22 protein-coding genes are annotated in these 23958 nt (G+C 64.6%); 11 read left to right on the plus strand and 11 right to left on the minus strand.

From position 1 onward, the window contains the following. Positions 1 to 311: 311 nt before the first annotated feature. Entirely contained in the window at positions 312 to 491 is a 180-nt protein-coding gene (locus tag D3M59_RS06010; RefSeq protein WP_119532906.1) for a hypothetical protein, read from the minus strand. 59 nt (positions 492 to 550) lie between these two features. Here D3M59_RS06010 and polA point away from each other — a divergent pair, with 59 nt between their 5' ends. Together polA and D3M59_RS06020 are read left to right on the plus strand one after the other, a co-directional pair. Beyond that, positions 551 to 3334, plus strand: coding sequence for a DNA polymerase I (gene polA, locus D3M59_RS06015; RefSeq protein WP_119532480.1), 2784 nt, complete (start codon positions 551 to 553; stop codon positions 3332 to 3334). Next, the gene (locus D3M59_RS06020) at positions 3331 to 4869 is read left to right on the plus strand and encodes a lipopolysaccharide biosynthesis protein (RefSeq protein WP_119532482.1); all 1539 of its coding nucleotides are present in this window, start codon (positions 3331 to 3333) and stop codon (positions 4867 to 4869) included. Before polA ends, D3M59_RS06020 begins: the two co-directional genes overlap by 4 nt. 18 nt (positions 4870 to 4887) lie before the next feature. On the opposite strand, the gene purH is transcribed toward D3M59_RS06020, so the two are convergent. Genes purH through rpe form a run of 3 tightly spaced genes read right to left on the minus strand, consistent with a single transcriptional unit; the run spans position 4888 to position 8784 of the window. Further along, a complete protein-coding gene (purH, locus tag D3M59_RS06025; protein ID WP_119532484.1) occupies positions 4888 to 6477 on the minus strand; it encodes a bifunctional phosphoribosylaminoimidazolecarboxamide formyltransferase/IMP cyclohydrolase in 1590 nt (529 codons plus the stop codon). 13 nt (positions 6478 to 6490) lie between these two features. Then, positions 6491 to 8125: a heparinase II/III family protein gene (locus D3M59_RS06030; protein ID WP_119532486.1), complete on the minus strand. Its 1635-nt coding sequence runs from the start codon at positions 8123 to 8125 to the stop codon at positions 6491 to 6493. After that, the gene (gene rpe, locus D3M59_RS06035) at positions 8122 to 8784 is read right to left on the minus strand and encodes a ribulose-phosphate 3-epimerase (protein ID WP_119532488.1); all 663 of its coding nucleotides are present in this window, start codon (positions 8782 to 8784) and stop codon (positions 8122 to 8124) included. Before rpe ends, D3M59_RS06030 begins: the two co-directional genes overlap by 4 nt. Positions 8785 to 8891: 107 nt before the next feature. Here rpe and D3M59_RS06040 point away from each other — a divergent pair, with 107 nt between their 5' ends. After that, a complete protein-coding gene (locus tag D3M59_RS06040) occupies positions 8892 to 10541 on the plus strand; it encodes a serine hydrolase domain-containing protein (RefSeq protein WP_119532490.1) in 1650 nt (549 codons plus the stop codon). Here D3M59_RS06040 and D3M59_RS06045 read toward each other — a convergent pair. After that, entirely contained in the window at positions 10538 to 11794 is a 1257-nt protein-coding gene (locus D3M59_RS06045; protein ID WP_233543154.1) for an RsmB/NOP family class I SAM-dependent RNA methyltransferase, read from the minus strand. The two genes, D3M59_RS06040 and D3M59_RS06045, sit on opposite strands and share 4 nt — an antisense overlap. Before the next feature lie 29 nt (positions 11795 to 11823). Between D3M59_RS06045 and D3M59_RS06050 the strand changes: the two genes are divergently transcribed. Beyond that, positions 11824 to 11988: a DUF1674 domain-containing protein gene (locus D3M59_RS06050; RefSeq protein WP_407695426.1), complete on the plus strand. Its 165-nt coding sequence runs from the start codon at positions 11824 to 11826 to the stop codon at positions 11986 to 11988. On the opposite strand, the gene D3M59_RS06055 is transcribed toward D3M59_RS06050, so the two are convergent. Both D3M59_RS06055 and tsaD read right to left on the minus strand, forming a co-directional pair. Then, the gene (locus D3M59_RS06055) at positions 11985 to 12974 is read right to left on the minus strand and encodes an NAD(P)H-dependent glycerol-3-phosphate dehydrogenase (protein ID WP_119532492.1); all 990 of its coding nucleotides are present in this window, start codon (positions 12972 to 12974) and stop codon (positions 11985 to 11987) included. The genes D3M59_RS06050 and D3M59_RS06055 overlap by 4 nt on opposite strands. Further along, positions 12971 to 14002, minus strand: a complete 1032-nt coding sequence (gene tsaD, locus D3M59_RS06060; RefSeq protein WP_119532494.1) for a tRNA (adenosine(37)-N6)-threonylcarbamoyltransferase complex transferase subunit TsaD — start codon at positions 14000 to 14002, stop codon at positions 12971 to 12973. Before tsaD ends, D3M59_RS06055 begins: the two co-directional genes overlap by 4 nt. 49 nt (positions 14003 to 14051) lie before the next feature. Between tsaD and hemC the strand changes: the two genes are divergently transcribed. From hemC to D3M59_RS06085, 5 genes are all read left to right on the plus strand, one after another. Beyond that, the gene (gene hemC / locus D3M59_RS06065; protein WP_119532496.1) at positions 14052 to 14975 is read left to right on the plus strand and encodes a hydroxymethylbilane synthase; all 924 of its coding nucleotides are present in this window, start codon (positions 14052 to 14054) and stop codon (positions 14973 to 14975) included. Further along, complete coding sequence (locus D3M59_RS06070; protein ID WP_119532498.1) at positions 14972 to 15631, plus strand: uroporphyrinogen-III synthase; 660 nt, start codon at positions 14972 to 14974, stop codon at positions 15629 to 15631. Before hemC ends, D3M59_RS06070 begins: the two co-directional genes overlap by 4 nt. Continuing rightward, a complete protein-coding gene (locus D3M59_RS06075; protein WP_119532500.1) occupies positions 15628 to 16452 on the plus strand; it encodes a hypothetical protein in 825 nt (274 codons plus the stop codon). The genes D3M59_RS06070 and D3M59_RS06075 overlap by 4 nt, the downstream gene beginning before the upstream one ends. A gap of 112 nt (positions 16453 to 16564) precedes the next feature. After that, a complete protein-coding gene (locus D3M59_RS06080; RefSeq protein WP_119532502.1) occupies positions 16565 to 17644 on the plus strand; it encodes a serine hydrolase in 1080 nt (359 codons plus the stop codon). Continuing rightward, positions 17622 to 18263 carry a prolyl hydroxylase family protein gene (locus D3M59_RS06085; protein ID WP_119532504.1) on the plus strand — a complete coding sequence of 214 codons (642 nt, stop codon included), beginning with the start codon at positions 17622 to 17624 and terminating at the stop codon, positions 18261 to 18263. The genes D3M59_RS06080 and D3M59_RS06085 overlap by 23 nt, the downstream gene beginning before the upstream one ends. On the opposite strand, the gene D3M59_RS06090 is transcribed toward D3M59_RS06085, so the two are convergent. Then, positions 18229 to 19869 (minus strand): FAD-dependent oxidoreductase, encoded by a 1641-nt coding sequence (locus tag D3M59_RS06090; RefSeq protein WP_119532506.1) that lies wholly within the window; start codon positions 19867 to 19869, stop codon positions 18229 to 18231. The two genes, D3M59_RS06085 and D3M59_RS06090, sit on opposite strands and share 35 nt — an antisense overlap. A 273-nt stretch (positions 19870 to 20142) precedes the next feature. Between D3M59_RS06090 and rpmI the strand changes: the two genes are divergently transcribed. Both rpmI and rplT read left to right on the plus strand, forming a co-directional pair. Then, positions 20143 to 20346: a 50S ribosomal protein L35 gene (gene rpmI, locus D3M59_RS06095; protein WP_119532908.1), complete on the plus strand. Its 204-nt coding sequence runs from the start codon at positions 20143 to 20145 to the stop codon at positions 20344 to 20346. Positions 20347 to 20360: 14 nt separating this feature from the next. Next, positions 20361 to 20735: a 50S ribosomal protein L20 gene (rplT, locus tag D3M59_RS06100; RefSeq protein WP_119532508.1), complete on the plus strand. Its 375-nt coding sequence runs from the start codon at positions 20361 to 20363 to the stop codon at positions 20733 to 20735. Between the two features lie 169 nt (positions 20736 to 20904). Here the strand turns inward: rplT and aceB are convergent, their stop codons facing one another. From aceB to aceA, 3 genes are read right to left on the minus strand one after another with little or no spacing between them, the layout of a single operon-like run. Beyond that, positions 20905 to 22473 carry a malate synthase A gene (gene aceB, locus D3M59_RS06105; RefSeq protein ID WP_119532510.1) on the minus strand — a complete coding sequence of 523 codons (1569 nt, stop codon included), beginning with the start codon at positions 22471 to 22473 and terminating at the stop codon, positions 20905 to 20907. Further along, entirely contained in the window at positions 22470 to 22667 is a 198-nt protein-coding gene (locus D3M59_RS06110; protein WP_119532512.1) for a DUF4170 domain-containing protein, read from the minus strand. Before D3M59_RS06110 ends, aceB begins: the two co-directional genes overlap by 4 nt. A gap of 13 nt (positions 22668 to 22680) precedes the next feature. Then, positions 22681 to 23955 carry an isocitrate lyase gene (aceA, locus tag D3M59_RS06115; RefSeq protein WP_119532909.1) on the minus strand — a complete coding sequence of 425 codons (1275 nt, stop codon included), beginning with the start codon at positions 23953 to 23955 and terminating at the stop codon, positions 22681 to 22683. Positions 23956 to 23958: the final 3 nt, after the last annotated feature.

The raw sequence follows: 23958 nt of genomic DNA on the forward strand, positions 1-23958 counted from the left end.
CTGAAGAGTTCCCACCCTGGAGCGATTTCAACAACCGACTTGTAGATGCCGAAATCACCAAGGGGAGAGGCGCTACGAACAACGTTCAGCAGCCTGGAGAGCGTGGGGTCCCGCTCCATGGCAGAGGCATCGCCACTGAGCATGGCGCGGAGCGTATAAGCTTCGATGGGGCAGAACACTCTCAGGGCTTTGACAGCCCTCACGCAGTATGCGGCAGACATGTACCTTCGGTAACGGAGCTTAATCGAGAAAACCACGGTTCAAATGGATGCATCGATGTCCGCAGTGGTGCGAAATCCAACACCTGCCCCTCAGCGTAATTTGCTGACCTTCAACCCGTCTTGCTTAGCACGCGCCTGGATCGACTCCTCCGTTCGCGTCAGGGCCTTTGAGATGGCTTTGAGGCTCATTCCCTTGGCGGCCAAACGGTGAAGCTTCTGGATCTCGTCACTAGTCCATGGCTGTTTATGGCGCTGGAATTTGTCGGTCATCGTCGGCTTCTCCTCACAGGCTGGCATCATGCGCTTACCCTGCTAGAGCGGATGCGCATATGGCGACGCAAAACCATCTCTATCTCGTCGACGGGTCGAGCTACATCTTCCGTGCCTATCACCGCCTACCGCCGCTGACGAACCGTCACGGTGTGCCTGCCGGGGCGGTCTATGGGTATACCGCCATGCTTTGGAAGCTGGCGGACGGGCTGCACAAGGCTGACGGGCCGACCCACATGGCGGTGATCCTGGATGCGTCGAGCCAGACGTTTCGCAACGAAATGTACGACCAGTACAAGGCGCACCGGCCGCCGCCGCCCGAGGACCTGATTCCGCAATTCCCGCTGATCCGCACCGCGACGCGTGCCTTCTCTATCCCCTGCATCGAGGAAGAGGGGCTGGAGGCCGACGACATCATCGCCTGTTACTGCCACGCCGCCGTGCGCGCGGGGTGGAAGGTTACGATCGTCAGCAGCGACAAGGACCTGATGCAGCTCATCGACGACGGCCGCATCGACATGCTGGACACGATGAACGATCGGCGGATCGACCGCGCCTATGTCGAGAACAAGTTCGGCGTCGGGCCCGACAAGTTAGGCGACGTCTTGGCCCTGATGGGCGACAGCGTCGACAATGTGCCGGGCGTACCGGGGATCGGGCCCAAGACCGCCAGCCAGCTGATTAACCAGTTCGGATCGCTCGACGCGGTATTGGCTGGGACCGACATGATCACCAAGCCCAAGCTGAGGCAGTCGCTAATCGACCATGCCGACAATGCCCGCCTGTCGCGCGAGCTGGTGCGGCTGGTGTGCGACAGCCCGCTGCCCGAGCCGCTCAACGACCTGTCGCTGAAAGGCATCCCATCCGAGCCGCTCAAGGCGTTCCTTGAGGATATGGGCTTCAAATCGCTGCTGAACCGCGTCGGCGGTCCGGCATCGGCGTCGGCAGGCCATGTTGCCGCCATGACGTCAACTTCAACGCCAGCAGCGAACCCGGCCGAACCCGAGAAAATCGTCGTCGACCGCACGCAATATGAAACCGTGACGAGCGAGGCGGCGCTCGACCGCTGGATCGCCGACGCCCGCGCGCAGGGCTTTGTCGCGGTCGATACGGAAACCGACTGCATCGACTGCATCGTCGCCCGACTAGTCGGCGTCAGCTTGGCGACCCAGCCGAACAAGGCGTGCTACATTCCCGTCGGCCACGTCGGCGCGGACCTACTGTCCGACGCACCGTCGCAGCTTCCCGCGCTACTGGTGCTCGGCAAGCTGAAGGCCCTGCTGGAAGACCCCGCGGTGCTGAAGATCGGCCACAACCTTAAATATGACTGGGTGATATTCGACAAGGCGAGCATCAATGTTGCGCCCTATGACGACACGTTGGTGATGAGCTTCGACCTTGACGCCGGCCGTTCAAGCCACGGCATGGACGAACTGGCTAGGCAGCATTTCGATCATGAGTGCATTGCCTTCAAATCGGTTTGCGGCGTGGGCGCGAAGCAGATCACCTTCGACAAGGTACCGCTGGACGCCGCGACTGAATATGCCGCCGAAGACGCCGACATCACTCTGCGCCTGTGGCAACGACTAAAGCCGAGGCTGGCAGCCGAGGGATCGACGCAAGTCTATGAAATGGTCGACCGGCCATTGGTCGCGACGATCGGGCGGATGGAGCGTCGGGGGGTTAAGGTCGACCGCGATTACCTCGCCAATCTCAGCCGGAGGTTCGCGACCGAAATCGCGGCGCTGGAGGAAAAGGTCTACGAGGCGGCGAGAGGCCCCTTCACCATCGGCAGCCCGCAACAGCTTGGCGCAGTGCTGTACGACCGGCTGGGCCTGAAAGGCGGGCGCAAGGGCAAGAGCGGTCAATATTCGACCGACGTCAACGAGTTGGAGCGGCTGGCTGGAGAAGGAGTCGAGGTCGCCAGCCGCGTGCTGGAATGGCGGCAGCTGACCAAGCTAAAGTCTACCTACACCGACGCCCTTCAGGCGCAGATCAACCCGGACACAAAACGGGTACATACCAGCTTCAGCCTGTCGGGCGCGCAAACGGGGCGCCTGTCTTCAACCGAGCCGAACCTGCAGAACATCCCGATCCGCACCGAAATCGGCCGGCAGATCCGCGATGCCTTCGTCGCCGAGCCGGGCCATGTGCTCATGAGCGCCGATTACAGCCAGATCGAGTTGCGACTGGCGGCGCACATGGCCGACGTGCCGCAACTTAAGGAAGCGTTCGGAGCGGGCGAGGACATCCATGCGATGACTGCCGAAGAATTGTTCGGCACGGTGGACCGCGACACGCGCGGCAAGGCGAAAACGGTCAACTTCGCCATTCTCTACGGCATTTCCAGTTGGGGCCTGGCCGGGCGGCTGGGCGTGCCGAAAGAGGAAGGAAAGGCGATCATCGACCGCTATTTCCAGCGCTTCCCCGGCATCCGCACCTATATCGACGACACGCTGGCCTTCGCACGAGAAAATGGTTTCACGCGCACCTTGTTCGGCCGCAAGACGCATTTTCCCAACATCCGCGCGTCCAACCCCAATTTCCGCGCAGGCGCCGAACGCGCGGCAATCAACGCGCCGATCCAGGGCACCAGCGCCGACCTCATCAAGCGTGCCATGAACCGCATGGACGCAGCACTCGGCGATGCCGGCCTGACGGACGTTCGTATGCTGCTGCAGGTGCATGACGAACTGGTGTTCGAGGTTCCCGCAGGCCGCGAAGAGGAGGCGGCGGTGATCATCCGCCAAGTGATGACCAAGGCGGCCGAGCCGGCGCTCACCCTCGACGTGCCGCTCGATGTCGAAGTGGGCTGGGGCGCCAACTGGGGCGCCGCGCATTGAGTTCGACCGAAACGCCCGCCGCGCCGTCGGCGGACCTTGCTGCGCTGGCGCGGGGCGGCCGGATCAACTTTTTCGGCTTTGTTTTGCGCCTCATCGCGCGCCTGCCCTTCCTGTTCATCGCCGGTCGCATCTACGGCGCGGAAGAGCTTGGGCGCTTCGCCTATGCCGTACTGATCGTTGAGTTCGCGGCGCAGCTGGCGACGCTGGGCCTGAAACGCGGGCTTGCCCAGCAGCTGGCGAAGACCGACAAACCGCACGTCTGCGTGGTTGCCGACGCGCTACTCGTTGCCGCGATCGGATCGTCGGTCGCCATCTTCATCCTCGTCATGTTTCCTCAGGCGATGTTCCCCAACTCGGAGATTAACGGGCTGGAGTGGCTGCTCCCGGTGACGGTCTTCGCGCTCGCCTGGTCGGACATTTGCCTCGCGGCACTGGCTTACCGTCATGACGTCGGCTCCACCGTGCGCGCCAGGGCAGTTATCGAACCCTGGACCATCTCGATCGCGGCCTTTGCCTGGTCGTTCATCTCGACCCGCGACGGTCTGATTATCGCTTATGCGCTCTCGATGATCGCGGCGCTGATCGCTTCGATCATCCCCTTTGTCCGCAGCTACGGCCTGCCGCACGGCTGGAATCCTGAGCCCGGCACGCTCTGGGCGCTGGCGCGCCGCAACTTGCCGGTCGCGGCGGCGGACGCGGTCGAATGGGGATCGCGGCGCATCGACATTGCCGTGTTGGGCTTGTTCTTCGCGCCCAAGATCGTCGGCATCTATTACGTCGCGCAGCAGGTCGCGTCGCTCCCGTCGAAGCTGAAGACCAGCTTCGACCCAATTCTGGGCCCGGTCATCAGCCGCAACTTGGCGGAAGGAGACAACAAGGCCGTGGCCAGGCAGGTCCGCCAGGTCGGCTTCTGGGTTATCGCCGCGCAGGGCGGGATTGCGCTCGCGCTCGGCATACCGGGCGAAGCGGTTATGGGACTGGTTGGTGCGGGCTTCGTCGCCGGAACGGCTGCGCTCGGTTTCCTTCTGGCGGCCGAAGTGGTGGCGGCCACCGCAGCGGTCAGCGAAGCGGCGCTGATCTACACCGCACGGCATCGCAACATGATGATCAGCCTGGCGATGATTGTACTGGAGGCCGGACTTGCTGCGGGCCTGATCCTGCTGATGCGTAGCTGGGACTGGCCGATCATGTGGCAGGCGACCGGCCCAGCCATCGCGCTAGCGCTAGCGCTGGGTTTCGCGGCCATAGTAAAGTCGCGGCTATTGCACCGCATCCTTGGCCATCCCGTCTCTGGCTGGCGCTGGCCCCTCATCTGGGCGGCCGCGGCCGCGATGGCCATCGGCCAGCTGGTCATCATGCTCCCTGAATGGGCGGAACTTGTGATCGGGATCCCCGCCATTCTCGCGGCCTTCGGCGCGGTTATGTGGGTCAAGGGATTCGGTCCGCAGGACCGCGAGCTGTTCAAGATGCGCAAAGCTGACATCGACGAACTGTCGCTGCCCGACCCCAGCACGGGCGGGGACGCGCCGAGGTAGGTTCGCCTCACCTGCCAGCTAGTGGCGGAAGTGGCGCATCCCGGTGAAGACCATCGCCAGCCCCGCCTCATCGGCGGCGGCGATCACCTCGTCGTCACGGATCGAGCCGCCCGGCTGGATGACCGCCGTGGCGCCTGCCTCGACCGTGGCGAGCAGACCGTCGGCAAAGGGGAAAAATGCGTCGGATGCGACGGCCGATCCTAGCGTCCGCGGATTGGCCCAGCCATATTTCTCTGCTGCCTCTCGCGCCTTGATCGCGGCGATCCGTGCGGAATCGCGCCGGTTCATCTGGCCGGCACCGATGCCGGCGGTGATACCATTCTTGGCATAAACGATGGCGTTCGACTTCACATGTTTGGCGACGGTCCAAGCGAAAAGGCAATCTTCGAATTCTTGTTCGGTCGGGGCTCGCCTTGTGACGACCTTCAGCATGTCGCGGGTGACATGACCATTGTCACGGTCCTGGACCAAGATGCCGCCGGCGATGACGGCAATCGACTGGCCCGGCCGCTTGGGATCGGGCAAGCCGTCGGTAAGTAGCAGACGCAGATTCTTCTTGCGCGCAAACACGGCCTTCGCGCCGTCGCTGGCACCCGGGGCGACCACCACCTCGGTGAAGATGTCAGCGATCGCCTCAGCGGTTTCCTCGTCAAGCGGCCGGTTAACGGCGACGATCCCGCCGAAGGCCGAAACACTGTCGCATTCCAGCGCACCCCGCCATGCATCGATCAGGCTGTCGCCGCTCGCCACACCGCACGGGTTGGCGTGCTTGACGATAACCACGGTCGGCGGGCCGTCCCGGAACTCCGCCGCCAGTTCCAGCGCAGCGCTAGCATCGTTAAGGTTGTTGTAGCTGAGCTCCTTGCCCTGCACTTGCTCGGCCTGCGCGATGCCTGCCGAGTGCGGCCCCGCCGGAATGTAGAGCGCGGCCTGCTGATGCGGGTTTTCGCCGTAGCGAAGCGGCATGACAAGCTTGCTGGAGCTGGCCCACAGCTTCGGCCAGCGCTCGCCCTGGTCGGCATAGGCGAACCATTGCGAAATCATGGCGTCATAAGCGGCGGTCAGCGCATAGGCCTTGGCCGCCAGTTTCCGGCGGAAATCAAGGCTGGTTCCGCCCCGACCGTTCACTTCCTCGATCAATTCGGCATAGTCACTAGGATCGGTAACGATCGCGACATGGGCATGGTTCTTGGCGGCGGAGCGGACCATCGACGGGCCGCCGATGTCGATATTCTCGATGATCTCGTCACGCGGCGCGCCCTTCGCCACGGTGGATTCGAACGGGTAAAGATTGACCACGACCAGATCGATGGCGGCGATGGCATGCTCTTCCATCGCGGCGACATGCTCGGCATTGTCGCGCACCGCCAGCAGGCCGCCGTGGACCTTGGGGTGGAGTGTCTTCACCCGCCCGTCCATCATCTCCGGAAAGCCGGTGAGGTCGCTGATATCGCGAACCTCAACGCCGAGTTCGCGCAGCTTCGCCGCCGTTCCGCCGGTAGAGACGATTTCTACCCCAGCCCGGCCGAGGGCCGCGGCCAGTTCATCCAGCCCAGATTTGTCGGAAAGCGAAATAAGAGCCCGGCGGATGGGCACGATCGCGGTCATTGGAATAGTCCTTTTAGCTGGAGCGGCGGAACTGCCAGGCGATTTCCCCGCCGACGCCGGAGATCTCCCCGACAACGACAAGCTGAAGCGTCGGCACGGGCTGCCCCCGGCCATCAATGAACAGGCTTTCCTCGACCTGCAGCATGGCGCCGCGGCAGCGGAAATTCCAAGGCGGCGCACCGGTCGAGCGGAGAATGGCGCCCATGCCGTCGGCGGTCACGGTCGCCTCGACGCCCGGCGCGAGGTGGAAGCGTATGGCGTAGGGCGCGGCCTCTCGAATCTTGCGGCGGCCGCGGGCCACCAGCCGGTCTTCGCCGCGCAGTTCCTTACCATCGTTGCCTAGGCTGATGCGACGCTGATGGATCAATCCGAACCCTTTGACATAGCCGTCGTGCGACGCCTCAAGGCGCGAGCAGTCATTATCCTCGCTGCGCTCGATGCCGACGTCGGCGACCCCTTTGCCGAGGCTGCCGTCGGGCAGAATCGCGGTCGAATTGGTGTCACTGAGCACTAAGGTCGAGTGGGCAGCGGTGGTGCGCAGCGCCTGCACGAGCTCGTCCGGAAGCTCCGTCGGCACAGGACCTGGGCCCCCGCAATTGACCACCATCCGCTGCGCGCCGTCGCTCATTTCAAGGGCAAGAGTGGAGGCGCAGCCCATCGCTGCCATTTTTGGCGGGGGGGGCGGCGCAGCATCGACGACGACGATGGTGCCGAGCGCGCTGAGCCGATGATACCCCCAGCCCCGGGCCGCGCGTAGCGGGCGGGCGCGCATGCCGCAGCCTTCAACCAGCGCCGAAAGCCGCGCAGAATCGCCTGGGTTGCCGCCCTGCCAGCTGGACAGCGCATTGTCGCCCATGGTGACGCCGTGAAGCGCGGCCAGGGCGGCTGCTGCGGTGTTCTCAAGCGATTCCGGCGGCGCCTGCTTCGCCGCGAAATAGGCGGCGCGGACGAGACCCAGCCGGTCGACCAGCAGCATCTGTTCCAGCGGCGAGCGGCTCATCAGCCCGCCGTCCTCGAACTGGGCGCCGGACAATGACCGCATCAACCCGGATTCGCTTCGTGACAAGCGACCAAGGCCGCCCTGCAGCGTCAGCGATCCCACCACCGCGCCAGCCCAGGCCGTGATGCGGTGAAGGCCCGGCGGTGCCTTGTCGGCATGCGCGTCGAGATGGCGCGCTCCCTTCGCCAGTGTGTTGAGTAGGGCCGAGCGATAACCACCGTCGCGGCTTGAAAGGATGTAGGGCGCATAGGCAGTCCAGAAAAGGATCCGCTCGCCCCACAATTCGGGCGCCCAGGCGTTATCGATGCGAGTGCCATGGGCAATTAGCCAGCGGCCGGCGATTGCCTCGGCCAGCCGGGCTCCGCGCTCGCGGCTGGTCGAGGCGGCAAGGTCCCGCAGCCAGGAAAAGCTCTGGATCTCGCGCGCCAGCGGACCGTGGGTGCCAACTTCGGCGAAATCGATTTCGTTGAGCGCGACGGTGTCGCTACCGAGCAGAAACCGCCCGGCCAGCAGCGCGTCGCCGCGGGCGCGATCGCCGATGACATGGTCGCGCGGCACAGCCACGAGCCGGAGCGGCTGGCGCCCCTGCCCGAACAGGCGCGAGAAGAATGAGCCTCTGGCGAGTTTTCCGACGACGTCGCCGCTCATGCCCCTCCCCGGAGAGCAGCGATGTTGGCGGCATACTGATCGGAACCGCCACGGAAGGCTGCTGTGCCGGCGACCAGCGCCGTGGCCCCCGCATCGATCGCCTGCGGCGCTGTCGCGGGATCGATGCCGCCATCGACCTCGATATCGACGACCAAGTCCTTCTTGGCGACCTGGTTGGCGATCGCCTCGATCTTACGCAGCTGACTAGCGATGAACTTCTGCCCACCGAAGCCCGGATTGACGCTCATGACGAGGACCAGATCGATCTCTTCGAGCACATAATCCAGCATCTTGGCCGGCGTTGCCGGGTTGAGTGAAACACCCGCCTTCTTGCCGAGCGCCTTGATGCGCTGGATCGTCCGATGAAGGTGCGGTCCGGCCTCCGGGTGAACCGTGATGATGTCCGCACCGGCCTCCGCGAACGCGTCGAGAAAATTGTCCACCGGCGAAATCATCAGATGGACGTCGAACGGCTTGTCGCTGTGCGGGCGAAGCGCTTTCACTACCGCCGGCCCGATCGTCAGGTTCGGCACGAAATGGCCGTCCATCACATCGATGTGGATCCAGTCGGCCCCCGCCCCATCGATCGCTCGTACTTCTTCGCCAAGCTTGGCGAAATCAGCAGACAGGATCGACGGAGAGATGATGGGAGCGGCCATGTGGGCCATTAGACGGGATAATGCCCGTTGGACAAGGTGGCGGCATCGCTCGCTTGACCGAATGCGTATTGTTCGCATAACACACCTCCCGACAGGAAGGACCGATTATGAAGAGCTTGGCGATGGCCGCCTCGGCGGCACTGACAATGGCCTCACCGGCGGACGCGGTGCCGGCAGATTTCGCGAAAAAGGCCGAGGCGCTGCTCAACCATTCCTATCCGGCGGACGGACCCGGCGCGGCGGTGATCGTCGTTGATGAAGGCAAGACGGTATTCGCATCGGGCCGCGGGCTCGCCGACGTCGAGGGGAAAAAGCCGATCGGTACAGGCACGGTCTTTCGCATGGGATCGATCACCAAGCAGTTCAGCGCCGCGATCATCCTGCAGCTGGCGGCCGAGGGTAAGTTGTCGCTGGACGACAAGCTATCGAAGTACCTGCCCGATTATCCCATGCCGGGCGCCAATGCGACGGTGACGCAGCTGCTGAACCACACGGTCGGCGTGCAGTCCTACACCGGAATCCCGGGCTGGATGTCGGAAAAGAACACGGCGAGGGAATTTACGACGGAGCAAATGATCGCCGAGTTCAGCAACCTGCCGTCGCCGTCGAAGCCCGGTGAGCGGTTCGACTATAACAACAGCGGTTATGTGCTCGTCGGCGCGATCATCGAGAAGGTGACCGGCAAGCCCTGGCACCGGGCGGTGGAGGAGCGGATCGCCAAGCCGCTGGGCCTAAGTACCATCCGGTATGGGGTGCTGGAAAGCCAGACCTCTGCCATGTCGAAAGGCTACACCACACGCGATGCGAAGCTTGCCCCGGCGCAGGTCATACACATGAGCGTACCGCATGCAGCCGGCGCGCTGATCGGATCGGTCGAGGACCTGGCGAAATGGAATGCCGCGCTTCACGCCGGTAAGGTGGTGCCGAAACCCTATTATGAGCGCATGATCGCGCCGACCAAGTTAGCGTCGGGAGACAGCCCGTATGGCTTCGGCTTGGCTAATCGCGAGGTGCGCGGACACAAGGCCGTCGGCCATGGCGGCGGGATCTTCGGCTTCTCCACGGATAGCCTCTATCTGCCCGACGACGACCTGTTCGTCGCGGTGTTCGCTAATAGCGACGAACCGCAGACCAACCCGGAAATGATGGCGATGCAGCTGGCGGCGCTGGCCATCGGATCGCCATACCCCGCTTTCCAGCCGGCCAGCATCGACCCCAGCTCTATCGAGGACTGGGTGGGAGTCTATGCCATCGACAATGGCGAGCGGCGCTTCGTTGCGCGCGAAGGCAAATATTATACACAACGCACCGGCGGGTCGGAACTGGAGGTGATCCCTGCCGGCAACAACCGCTTCTTCTACCGCGACAGTCTGACTTGGTTTGAGCTGACCAAAGACAAGTCGGGTGCGCCCACGATGTCGATGTACCAGCAAGGTGCGTTGAAGCCGGAGATATCGAGCCGCAGCGGCCCGATACCGCCACCAGTTGCGGCGGTCATGGTGCCGAGGGCGACGCTACAGCGATATGCGGGAACCTATTCGTCTCCGATTGGCGCCTTTACTGTCATGTTGCCCGAGGAGGGGCCAATGATGGTCCAACTGGCAGGACAAAAGCCGATCCCAGTCGAGGCGGTCAGCGAGACCGAGTTTCGCACGGTCGGGGTCGATGCCCGGATAGCATTTCAGGTCGACGGCCATAAGGTCAGCGGGCTAACGCTTAAGCAGGGTGGCCGCGAGCTTCCTGCAAAGCGCGACTAGGAGCGGACGAGGCGGGCGACGAAAAAGCCATCGAGCCCGCCTTGGTCCGCCAGCATGCCCGGCAAAACGCGCAGCCAGCCGCGTGCATGTGGCGTCACGCCTTCAACCAATTGCGGCGCGGGCTCCAGCCGATAGTCGGTCCGCCCGACGAGGAAGGCATCGATGCGTTCCTCGCCTTCCTGGGGCTCGAGGCTGCACACCGCGTATACAAGCGAACCGCCCGGCCTTACCCAGTCGGCCGCCCGGTCTAGTAGCTTGGCCTGCAGGTCGGCGCTTGCGGCGATGATCGACGGGCGAGCGCGATAGAGGACTTCGGGATGGCGGCGGAAGGTGCCGGTCGCCGAGCAGGGAGCGTCCAGAAGGACGGCGTCGAATGCCTCCGACGGCTGCCAGTCTAAGGCGTCGGCAACTACGGTTTCCGCCTTGAGACCCGTCCGTGAAAGATTGGCGGCCAGTCGTGCCAGACGACTTTCCGAGCGGTCCAGTGCAATCACGTCGTGCCCGGCGGCGGCCAGCTGCATCGTCTTACCGCCCGGAGCGGCGCACGCGTCCAATACCCGCACCGCGGCCGCTGGAACGAGCCGCGCGGGTATCGAGGACGCGAGGTCCTGCACCCACCAGCCGCCATCGCCGAAGCCCGGCAAGTCAGTCACCGCGCCATGATGGTTGAGGCGGCGATGGCGCGGCGCGAGTGGGATTCCTAGCGGATAGGAGTCGCAGACTGCGTCGCTTGCGAAGCTGAGATCGAGCGCCGGGCGGTGGGCAATCGCGCTCCGAGCGGCCATTACGACCTCTTCGCCCCAGGCGGCTCCCCAGCGCTGCTCGACCGCCGCCGGCAGGCGAGGCTCGGTGAGTTCGGGCAATCCCTTTCTGAGCAGGGTGCCGAGGACGCCGTGCACCAAACGGCGCGGACCGCCGTCGACCAGGGGGAGCGCGGTCGCCACCAACGCATGGTCCGGGGTGTCGAGCCCAACCTTTTGCGCAAGCGCGAGCCGCAACACCATGCGCGCCTTGCTGTCTTCCGGAAGTGGCTGACGGGTGACGCCGTCGATCAGTTCATCAAGGTTCGGAAGGCGTCGAAGCGTCTCGCCCGCAATGGCGCTTGCCAACGCAGCGTCCGCGGGAGGGAGGCCGCGCGCATGCTGGGCCGCATTGTCCATCGTCTGCGCCTTTCGCAGGACGGAATCGAGGATGCGAAGCGCGGCCCTGCGAGCGGCGAGTCCTTCGGTCGAGTTGCTGTCCGGGCTTGGCACGGCGCCCTTTACGCATCATTTGCGCGGATATGAAACGGCCATCGCATGTGAAGCCGCCGGCGTACCTGACCAAGTCGCCACCGGTGCCCCAACCTCAGCGGTGCGACTCGCCACCGCCGGCGGGCGAGGAAGATAAGGTCGATCCCACGCGCTACGGCGATTGGGAGAAGAAGGGTATCGCGGTCGACTTCTAGGAGTCTTCGGCGCGCAGCGGGCGGCTGAGCAAAGCTTCGAGGATGGCGTCGACCCCGGCGTCCCCTTTTAGCAGCGCAGTGACCGCGGCTACGATCGGCATGTCGATCCCGCGTTCATTGGCGATTCGATGCAGGACAGGCGCGGTATGCGCGCCTTCCGCTACCGTGCGGCGATCGGCCATCAGGTCGGCAGCGCGGCGGCCTTCGCCGATCGCCTTACCGAGCGAGAAGTTGCGGCTGCTGGTCGATGAGCAGGTCAGCACGAGGTCGCCCAAGCCCGACAGGCCAGCCAGCGTTTCACGCCGCGCGCCCATCGCTAGACCGAAGCGCGTCATTTCCGCGAACCCCCGCGCGATCAGCGCTGCCCTGGCATTTTGTCCAAGCGCACGCCCCTCGACCACGCCGCAGGCTATGGCGAGGACGTTCTTGACCGCGCCGCCCACTTCGGCTCCGGTGACGTCATCCGTTAGGTAGGTGCGGAACGTCGGCTGGGTAATGCGTTCGCGCAGCCCTTCGCAGATAATTCCTTCCGCGCAGGCCAGCGTAACGGCTGTCGGCAGCCCAGCGGCAACTTCATGGGCGAAGGTCGGGCCGGACAGGACGGCAACCGGTGAGGACGGACAGACTTCGTGCACCACGTCATGGAGCATTTTGCCCGACGATTCCTCGATCCCCTTGGAGCAGAGCACGAGCGGCATTCCGGGACAGGGCGCCCGGCCGAGCACTGCGCGCATATGCTGCGCTGGAGTTACCACCAGCCAGGCGTCGGCGTCGGAAAGGTCGGAGAAACTGCTGGTCGCGCGGATCGCAGGGTTGAGTTTCAGGCCCTTAAGGTAAACCGGGTTTTCGTTGATGCGGTTCACCGCCGCCACGACGTCATCCTCCATCGCCCAGAGAATGGTTTCGCGGCCGCCGGTCGACACGACTTGGGCCAGCGCGGTCCCCCAGGCGCCGCCGCCGATCACCGCCAGCTTCTCGATGGTCATGCCTTGGCCCCTGCCCCCCTTACCTTTTCACCCGCCGGATCGAGGGGCCATCGCGCGCGGGCCGGGACGTCCAGCCCGTCGGTCAGTCCCGCGGCGAGCCGCTCCGCGCCGGCCCAGCCAATCATTGCCGCATTGTCGGTGCACAGCCAGCCAGGCGGAACGGAGAAACGGCGCCCCTCCTCCTCGGCCAGTTTGCGCAGTGCTTCGCGCACGCTGCTGTTTGCCGCAACGCCGCCCGCGACAACCAGCGCAGGCGCATTAGATACTTCGAGCGCGCGCCGCGTGCGGTCAACGAAACAATCGACCACGGCTTGCTGGAAACTGGCGGCAATATCTTCCGGACGATGATCGCCGGTCGCAACCACCCGCTGCACGGCGGCCTTCAGACCCGCGAAACTGAAATGCGGTTCCTTCGAGCCGACCAGAGGGCGGGGTAATGACACCGCCGCAGGATCACCGTCCTTAGCAAGTGCCTCGACCGCTGGACCGCCGGGATAGCCGAGGCCGAGCAGCTTGGCCGCCTTGTCGAAAGCTTCGCCCGCGGCATCGTCGATCGTCGTAGCAAGCCGTCGGTATTCGCCGACGCCGCGAACCTCGAGCAGCTGGCAATGACCGCCGCTGGCGAGGAGCAGCAGGTAGGGGAAGGCGAGTTGCTTATCGACCAGGCGCGGACTGAGCGCATGGCCTTCGAGATGATTGACCGCAATCAGCGGCTTTGCAGCCGACAGCGCCAAGCCCTTCCCCGCAAGCAGCCCGACCATGACGCCGCCGATCAGCCCGGGGCCAGCGGTTGCGGCGATTGCGTCCACTTCGCCGATTGCAATGTCGGCTTCATGCAGCACCTGGCGGACCAGACCCGGTAGGATTTCGATATGCGCGCGGGCGGCGATTTCGGGAACCACGCCGCCGAACGGCCGGTGCGCATCGTTCTGGCTGACTACTGCCTGCGCAAGGATCTGGCGGTTGCTGTCGACTAATGCGGCAGCGCTGTCGTCGCACGAGGATTCAAGGGCAAGAATGAGCGCCATCGGACAAGGCCTTTGCCTGAAACCCCGGCTTTGCGCTAGCGCGGGCGCCATGACCGGACGGCCACTGACAATCGGAACGCGCGGATCGCCGCTCGCGCTTGCCCAGGCGAGGATGACGGCGAGCGCGCTTGAGCAGGCGCATGGCTGGGCGCCGGGCAGCGTGACGATCATTCCGGTCAAGACCAGCGGCGACCGTATTCAGGACCGGCCGCTGGCCGAGGTCGGCGGCAAGGCGCTTTGGACCAAGGAACTGGACCTTGCCCTGCTGACGGGTGAGACCGACTGTTCGGTCCATTCGATGAAGGACGTTGAGAGCGAGCGGCCGAAGACGCTTGCCATCGCCGCGATGCTGCAGAGGGCGGATGCGCGAGACAGGCTGATCGGCGCAGGGTCGATCCAGGCGCTGCCCGAGCGCGCGGTTGTGGGGACCAGTTCTCCTCGACGCAAGGCGCAGCTGCTGCGGCTTCGTCCCGACCTCGACATCGTCTCCATTCGCGGCAACCTCGACACTCGGCTGGGCAAGCTGCAGGCCGGTGATGTGTCCGCGACGCTCCTAGCGGCTGCGGGCCTTGACCGGCTGGGCCGCGCGGAAACGGGAACCGCCATTGCCTTGAATGAGATGATACCGGCTCCCGCGCAGGGGGCGATCGGCATCGAATGCCGCGCCGACGACGCCGTGACGGCAGCATGGCTTCGAGCGATCGATCATGAGGAAACGCATGCCGCGGTGCTTACCGAGCGCGCGTTCGTCCGCGCACTCAACGGAACCTGCCATTCGCCGATCGGCGCCCATGCGGTGATCGAGGGCGGCCGCATTCGTTTTACTTGTGAGATTTTGAGTGAGGATGGGGGCGAGCGCGTTGTCGATTGCGCTGTCTTCGCGGTCGGCGACCTCGACACGCCAGCTGAAATGGCCCGAGCCATGCTGGCGGGCGCGCCGGACAGCATTCGCCACCTGTTCGACGCTGCATGAGAAAGTTGTTGCTCGTGAGGCCCGAGCCGGGACTTTCGGCCAGCGCCGCCCGCGCGCAGACCCTTGGGATGGAAACGATCGGCTGTCCGCTGTTCGAGGTCGAAGCGGTTGGTTGGACACTGCCAGACGCGCGGCAGTTCGATGCACTGCTGCTGACCAGTGCCAATGCCGTTCGCCATGCCGGCGTGCAGTTGCAGGCGCTTGCCCGCTTGCCGGTCTATGCGGTTGGCGGAGCGACGGCCGATGCGGCCAATGCCGCGGGATTGAGCGTTGCGGCCACAGGAAACCGCGATGTCGAGGCGCTTCTCTCCACGATGCCTGCTCGTCTTCGATTGCTCCACTTGGCGGGCGAAGACCGGATCGACACCAGCCGCCGCAATATGACCTCTGTGACCGTCTACAGGTCGCGCGCGATCGAACATCCCGCCCTTCCAGACACGGACGATCTCGTGATCGCCTTGCACAGCCCGCGCGCAGCAAGGAGGCTGACCGAGCTGGTGGGTCGCCGTTACCGGACCCGCCTCGCTGCGATCAGCAAGGCGGCCGCAGACGCTGCCGGATGCGGCTGGGAGGAGGTGGGCGTGGCCGAAATGCCCGCCGACGACAGTCTTCTGGCCCTTGCAGCGATGCTGTGTCACAAACCGGACCAATCATGAGCCCGACCTATTCCCGACAAGGCAGCAACTGGACGGCCCGTATTGCCTGGTCGCTGCTGCTGCTGGTCGCCGGCGCGGCGCTGGCAACTTGGGGACTGTCTCGCTGGGACGCGGGCGCGCGCTTCTTCGGCGTGGAGCCGCGCCAGCCGCTGCAGATCGTCCGGCAACCAGCTCCGGTACGCCCTGTGCAGCCGCAACCTGCTATTCCGACCATGCCTGCGGCAGATGCGGCCCGCATCGGTGCTCTGGAGGCGCGGCTCGCCAGCTTGGAAAGCGCGACGCAGGCCGCGGCGGGTTCGGCTGGCCGTGCCGACGCCATGTTGGTTGCCTTCGCTGCTCGTCGCGCCATCGATCGAGGCGTCGCTCTTGGTTATCTGGAACCGCTGCTGGTCCAGCGCTTCGGACCGCAGCATCAGGCGGCGGTCGCGACCGTCATCACTGCGTCGCGCGACCCGGTCCGCCTCGACAGTCTGATCGCGGACTATGAGTCGCTCGGCGCGTCGCTGCGCGGCGGCGGCCCCGACGAGGGATGGTGGGATGCGTTCCGGCGGGAGCTTGGCACGATCGTCTCCGTCCACCGCGCCGACACGCCTTCGCCGCAGCCGCAGGCCCGCTATGACCGCGCGCTCACCAAGCTGAAGGCCGGCGAGGTGGATTCCGCCCTAGCTGAAACGATGAGGCTGCCCGGCGCGGCCAACGCCAGCCGCTGGATCGTCCGGGCCCGCCGCTACATCGCCGCCCATCGCGCACTAGACGAAATCGAGTCCGGAGCGCTGCTTGGAGGTGGCACGACGGCCACAGTCGCACCCCCAGCCCGCTAGAGGGTTGGCAAACCGAATCGGATTTGCGAGGCTCGCCACTGCCAGCCGGGGTTCAGCCTCCTGTGGCTAAGGCTTTGGCGCAATTATCTAAGTATCTGGGGGATATGACGCCATGACGTCCGTTTCGTACCGTTTCCTGTTCGGGCTCGGGCTCGCCACCGCGGCCGGCCTTGCGAGCAGCCAGCCGGTGCGGACTGACCCGTTGGCACCGCTTCCTCCCGGCAGCGTCCGGCCTCAAGTCACTTCGACGACGCGCGCTGCGCCCGCGAGCCTCGCCGCTCAGATCAACGCCATCGGCCGCGGCTTTAACGGCATCGTCGGCGTCTCGGTCGTTTCGCTGCGCGACAACTGGCAAGCCGACTACAACGCGACCCGGCTGTTCCCCCAACAGAGCTGTTCCAAGCTGTGGGTTGCGGTCGCTGCGATGGACGCGGTCGACAAAGGTCGTGTCAGCCTCAACGACAAGGTCACGCTGGGCCGCAGCGACCTGACACTCTTCCACCAGCCGATCCGTTCGAAAGTCCTGGGCGGCGGCCACACGACGACGCTGGGGTCGCTGCTGTTTACCGCCATCACGCAGAGCGACAATACGGCCAACGACAAGCTGATGCGCTCCATCGGCGGCCCCGAAGCAGTACGGAATATGATCGAGGCGAAGAATCTCGGCTCGATCCGCTTTTACGATGGGGAGCGCGCGCTTCAGTCGCGCATCGCCGGCCTGATCTGGAGCCAGAGCTATTCGATCGGCGATGCCTTCTACAAGGCGCGTTCGGCGCTGCCGACGTCGGTGCGCAAGGCCTCGTTCGAGCGGTACATCCGCGATCCCTACGACGGCGCCGCGCCTCGTGCCGTAGCGGAGGGTTTGGCGCGGCTGCAGAAGGGCGAGTTGCTCTCGCCCGGATCCACTCGGCGACTGCTCTCGATCATGGCATCGACCAAGACCGGGGGCCTGCGCGTACGCGCGGCCCTGAAGCCTGGCTGGGAATGGAGCCACAAGACCGGCACCGGCCAAAACTTCCAGGGTCGCATCGGCGGCATCAACGATATCGGCATTCTCACCGCGCCTGACGGGACTGCCTATGCAATGGCGATCATGACCATCCCTAACAAGTCGGACGGCGGCGCGCAGGAACTGATGCGCGAGGTCACCAAGGCTGTAATCGCCAACCATGAAGCGCGCCGTGGGGGCTGATATGGACCCGGCCACCCGACTGCGGTCGGCGCCGGGAACCCAGCGCGTCCCCTTGCGCGAGCTCGACCTGTTCATCTACCGCAACTTCCTGGGCGAAGCGGAGTGCGCCTTGCTTCGCGACCTGATCGATGAGCGGCGCCGGCCCTCGACTATCGCCGACGACCAGGGCGATGCCCGGTTCCGCACCAGCGAGACCTGCGACCTCGATGGGGATCATCCGCTGGTCGCCGCCGTCGTCGCGAAGCTGTCCGATCTCACCGGCATCCCTGCCAGCCATGGCGAGCCAATCCAGGGACAACGCTACGCGCCGGGGCAGGAATTCAAGCCGCATACCGACACGTTCAACCCGGGCGGCGCCGACTATTTCGAACATTGCGCCGACAGCGGCCAGCGAACCTGGACCGCCATGCTCTACCTTAACCAGCCCGATGACGGCGGCGCGACCCGCTTCAAGACGATCGGCAAGACAGTGCAGCCGGAAACGGGCAAGCTGCTGGTGTGGAACAACTTATCCGCCAACGGCACGCCCAACCCGGCGACGCTTCACCAAGGGATGAAGGTGCGCAAGGGCACCAAATATATCCTTACCCAGTGGTACCGAGAACGTCCGGTCGGTTAGCGCCGGTCGCAGCGGCTGGCGCCTGAAGCTGGTCCGCCATCCGGTCCGCGGTGCGAAGCGCCATGGCCAGAATTGTCAGCGTCGGGTTGGCCCAGCCGCCTGTCGGGAAGAGCGAGCTTCCGGCGATGTGAAGGTTGGCCACGCCATGCACCCGGCCCCATCCATCTGTAACGCCGAAATGGGGATCGTCGGCCATCCGGGTGGTTCCCATATGATGAAAGCCGCCCAGGGGATGTGCGCTGATCAAGTCGTCGGAGACCCAGTGTTTCGCCGGATCGGATAACCAGTTCGCGGCTTCGACCGCGCCGAGACCGAGCCGCCGCGATTCGCGATCGAGTGCTGCGACAAGGCCGGCGACGCTGTCGACGTCGATCGGCGAAAGGCGCCAGTCGAGCTTTACGCGCCGCATGCCGGTTCCGTCCGCCTGCTCACCAAGCATGACCCGGCTATGCGGATTAGGCGCCTGCTCGGCCCTTAGTACGAGCGCGAGATCGAGGCCACGGGCGCGCTTAAGCAACCAAGGATGAAGCGGACCGACCATCCCGGTGTAAGCGCGCACCAAGTGCCGCGTCACCTTCCACAGCCCTCGCCCGCGACGCGTCGGCGCGGTCCGGTGTTTCACATGAAGATAGGCGCGCTTGACCAGCGCGTGACTGCCGGTCACCGCCGGCCGGACCGCGACGGTCAGCGCGCTGTTGAGGAGGCCCTCGCGCCGCTGCAACGATTCTGACGGCGTCACGGTCGGCGCGACGTCGATGCCATTGAATCGCCGCTTGCGGAATGCATCGAGCCAGCGCCAGTCGGCCTGGCCGATGATTCGGCCGCCACGGCCATGCGGATGCTCCATGAAGAAACGACCCACGAGGTCGTGCTCGTTGCCGACGCCGGCCGGAGCGATTGAGTTGGAGGCCAGCAGGATGCGCGGGTTCTCGATCCCGCCGGCGGCCAGCAGGAACTGGCGCGCGCGGATGTCGATGCGCTGCCCGCCGGGCGCGACGACATCCAGCCGTTCGACCGAGTGACCGTCGGCGGCGAGCACGACCTCCCGCACCGTGGCGTGAAGCATTATGGTGCAGCGGGTATGCAGGTCGAGGTCACCTGACCGGTCGATTGTGAACCGGTCGAACAGGGGATCGAACGCCCACCAGCGAACCGCCAGTTCGCTGGGCGAGAGACGATCCAATACTCCTGGACTCGGAATATCGTCCGGTGCAGCACCTTCGATCTGCAGAATCCTGCGGGCTTCGTCGAGGTGTGATGCGATATCGGCGGCGCCGATCGGCCAGCCGCTGTGCGCCACCCATTCGCGACGCTCGAAATCGATCGGATCCAACTCGGCGCAGCGGCCGCCCCAGATCGCGGTCGTGCCGCCGAAGAAGCGCAGCCGGCTATGGTCGAGCGGATGGTAAGGCTGGCCGACAACGTCGCCGCGGTTGAGGTCGGCGGTCGCCGGCTCATGATCCGTTCCGCCGCTTTCGATAAGCACGACGCTGTAACCACGCGCCAGGAGGCGCCTGGCGGCAGCTTGACCGGCGGCGCCGGAACCGACGATGGCAACGTCGGCGGTGACCGCCTCGGGCGCTTCAAGGGCGCAATCTATTCGCATTTACCCCCCATTTAATGACGATATAGCGGTTCCGTTCGGCCGTTTCACGCGCCGCTGCGTTTTTTTCGGCAACTCTGTGGCGTTTGGTCCTCAGTCCGGGGCGGCGACCAGATGTGAGCGAGTTGCCGGCAGATGACTCTCCTTGCCAAGCCGCGCACCGCCGCTTATAGGCCGCCCGCTTCCAAATCATTGGAAAGACGAACGGCCCGGCCAGTTAGGGCTGCCGTGGCTGTTCGAAAACGTCGTCCCCGTGGGGACTACAAGGAGACGAAAATGCCCAAGCTGAAGACCAAGAGCGGCGTAAAGAAGCGCTTCAAGCTCACGGCCACCGGCAAGATCAAGCATGGTGTCGCTGGCAAGCGCCACCGGCTGATCAGCCACAACGCCAAATATATTCGCCAGAACCGCGGCACCGAAGTGCTTGCCGACGCCGATACGGCGCGCGTCAAGCTCTGGGCCCCTTACGGCCTCAACTAAGGAGCTAGCGAGACATGGCACGCGTCAAAAGAGGTGTAACCACCCGTTCGAAGCACAAGCGGATCTTGGAAAATGCGAAGGGCTATTATGGCCGCCGCAAGAACACGATCCGTATCGCCCGCCAAGCCGTCGAAAAGGCCGGGCAGTACGCCTATCGCGATCGCAAGGTGAAGAAGCGGAGCTTCCGCGCCCTGTGGATCCAGCGCATCAACGCCGCGGTCCGCGCCGAAGGCCTGACCTATGGCCAGTTCATGCACGCGCTGAAGCTTGCGAACATCGATCTTGACCGGAAGGTCTTGGCCGACATCGCGATGCACGAAGCCGACGCCTTCAGCGCGATTATTGCGCAGGCCAAGGCCGCGCTGCCGAAGGAAGCCAAGGCGGCGTAAGCCATCGTTCCCACGCAGGTGGGGATCGGGCAATTGAAACAAGGGCGCCGGAGCGATCCGGCGCCCTTTATCATGTCCGGTGTGGGTGAAATCGCAAACTATTCGGGCATAATGGGTGACGAAGTTGGCGGTATTCGACCCCTCGTTTGATTGATCGAGGTTGAAAACTTCAGTCCAGACATTCGTACGCCGGCAAGGTCAGAAACTCCTGGAATCGATCCGCAGTGACCAGTTCGTGCAACAGCCGGGCGGCGGACTTGAGGTTGGGAACCGAACCGAGCGCCCCGATCTCTTCAGCCAGCCAATCCTCGAACAGGTCGTGGCTAAATCGGCGGTCGTCGTCGAACGACGCTCCGAACCGCAGCCATTGCCATAGCTGGGCGCGGCAGATTTCCGCCGTCGCGGCGTCTTCCATCAGGTTATACAGGGGCACCGCGCCGCGCCCGCCGAGCCAGGCGGCGATATACGGGATGGCCACGCGGATATTCTCGCGCGCTCCGGCCTCAGTCCTCGCGCCTCGGTGAAGTTCCAGCATCTCGTCGCGGCCGGGGACGCGGTCGGGCATATTGTGGAGCTGGTTGGGGCCTTTCATCGCTGCAAAAGCTTCCATCGCTGGGCGAACCAGCGCCGGGTGCGCGACCCAGGTTCCGTCATGCCCATTGCAGACCTCGCGCAGCTTGTCGGAGCGGACCTTGTTCATTGCCGCATGGTTTGCCGCCTCGTCGCCTTTGACCGGAATGAACGCCGACATTCCGCCCATCGCGAAGGCGCCGCGGCGGTGGCAGGTGGCGACTAACCGCAACGAGTAGGCAGCCAGGAAAGCCTTATCCATGGTCATCGCCGAGCGGTCGGGCGTCAGCCGGTCGGACGACCGGCCAAGGCGCTTAATGTACGAGAAGATATAGTCCCAGCGGCCACAGTTGAGGCCGACGATGTTTCGACGCAGCTCGTAGAGAATCTCGTCCATCTCGAACGCGGCCGGCAGCGTTTCGATCAGCACCGTAGCCTTGATAGTGCCGCGCTCAAGCCCGAGCCAATCCTCGGCGAATTCGAAAACGTCGTTCCATAGTGCGGCTTCATGCCGGCTCTCCAGCTTGGGCAAGTAGAAATAAGGTCCGCTGCCCATGTCGAGCGCCACGTGGGCATTGTGGAAGAGGTACAGCCCGAAATCGAACAAGGCGCCACTGACCGGCTTCCCGTCCACGATCGCGTGCTTCTCCTCCAGATGCCAACCACGAGGGCGGACGATCAGCACCGCCGGATCGGGGCCAAGCGCATAATGCTTGCCCGTCGACGGATCGGTGAAATCGAGCGTACCGAGCCAGCGATTGCGAAGGTTGATCTGCCCCTGAACCAGTTCGTCCCACACCGGCGAAGTCGCGTCTTCGAAATCGGCCATGAAAACCCGCGCGCCGCTATTGAGCGCATTGATCACCATTTTGGCGTTGGGCGGCCCCGTTATTTCGACCCGCCGATCCTGCAGATCAGCCGGAATGGTGCCGACCTTCCAGTCGCCCTCGCGGATATGCTGAGTATCTGCCGGAAAATCGGGCAATTCACCCGCGTCTATGCGCTCTTGTCGCTCGATCCGCGCCGCAAGCAGCGAGCGACGCCGGTCATCGAATCGTTCGTGAAGCTCGGCGACGAAACCCAGAGCCTCGCTGGTCAGGACAGCCTCGGCACCTTCGAGATACGTCGGCGCGGAAACCGCTATCGGCCGATCCAGAACACTACTCATCCGCGTAGCGCCTCCTGCGTGATGACATATCGGGTCGTGGCGCACAGCCGGTCACGGAAGGTCAGTCGCTGCCATTCCAGCCGCGCCCGGGTCGCGTCGGGATAGGGTCCGCTGATTTCCTCGGTTCCCGGAACGACTTGGTCGAACTGGCAGTCGCGATACTCACCGCCGATTATCCAGTACCGATGCGTCATGGTCTTGCTCCCTTCAGGCGTGGGCGAACTGCGCCGCCTCGGTGGATTCGGCGAGCGCGACGGTGGACGCTTGGCCGGCCGAAATGGCGTTGGCTATGGCGTCAAAATAGCCGGTACCGACCTCCCGCTGGTGGCGGGTCGCCGTGTAGCCTAGCGGCTCGCTGGCGATTTCGGCCTGTTGAAGGCGGGAATAGGCGGCCATGCCCTCGTCGCGATAGCCGCGGGCCAGCTCGAACATGGAGTGGTTGAGGCTGTGAAAGCCCGCCAGCGTGACGAACTGGAACTTGTAGCCCATCGCGCCCAACTCCCGCTGAAACCTTGCGATGGTCGCCTCGTCCAGCTTGGCCTTCCAATTGAAACTGGGTGAGCAATTATAAGCCAGCAGCTTGCCCGGATGGACGCGGTGAATGGCTTCCGCGAAAATTCGCGCTTCTTCCAGGTTAGGATGGCTGGTTTCCCACCACAACAGGTCGGCATGGGCCGCGAACGCCAGCCCGCGGGCGATGCAGTGGCCCAAGCCGGTGCCTTCCTCCAACCGGAAGAATCCCTCGGCCGTGCGCTCGCCGGTGAGAAACTGCCGGTCGCGTTCGTCGACGTCGCTCGTGATGAGCCGCGCACTTTCCGCGTCGGTACGTGCGACGAGAACGGTCGGCACTCCGCTAACGTCGGCCGCGAGGCGCGCCGCGTCGAGGTTACGGACGGCCGCCTGCGTCGGAATCAGCACCTTACCGCCGAGGTGGCCGCACTTCTTTTCGGCCGCCAGCTGGTCTTCGAAATGGACGCCGGACACGCCCGCTTCGATATAGGCCTTCGTAATCTCGAAGCAGTTTAGCGGACCGCCGAACCCGGCCTCCGCGTCGGCGATGATCGGCGCGAACCAGTCGCGTTTCGAGCCGCCCTCCATATGCTCGATCTGGTCGGCGCGCTGCAGCGTCCTGTTAATCTTTCGGGCCAATTCGGGGCCGGTGTTGGCCGGATAAAGCGACTGGTCCGGGTACATGGCGCCCGCGGTGTTGGCGTCGGCCGCCGCCTGCCACCCGCTTAGGTAGATAGCTTCCAGACCCGCGCGGACCATCTGCATTGCTTGGTTCCCGGTCACCGCTCCGAGCGCCCGGACGGGATCGTCACGCTTCAGCATTTCCCACAGCCGCAAAGCCCCGCGTCGGGCCAAACTATGTTCGACCGGTACCGACCCACGCAAGCGGAGTACGTCGACGGCGCTGTAGGGGCGCTCGATTCCGTCGAAGCGGCCGGGCGGGGCCGGGACGCATTGGTCAAAATTTGTCATCGA

The organism is Sphingomonas edaphi (assembly GCF_003583725.1).
Classification (GTDB): domain Bacteria; phylum Pseudomonadota; class Alphaproteobacteria; order Sphingomonadales; family Sphingomonadaceae; genus Sphingomicrobium; species Sphingomicrobium edaphi.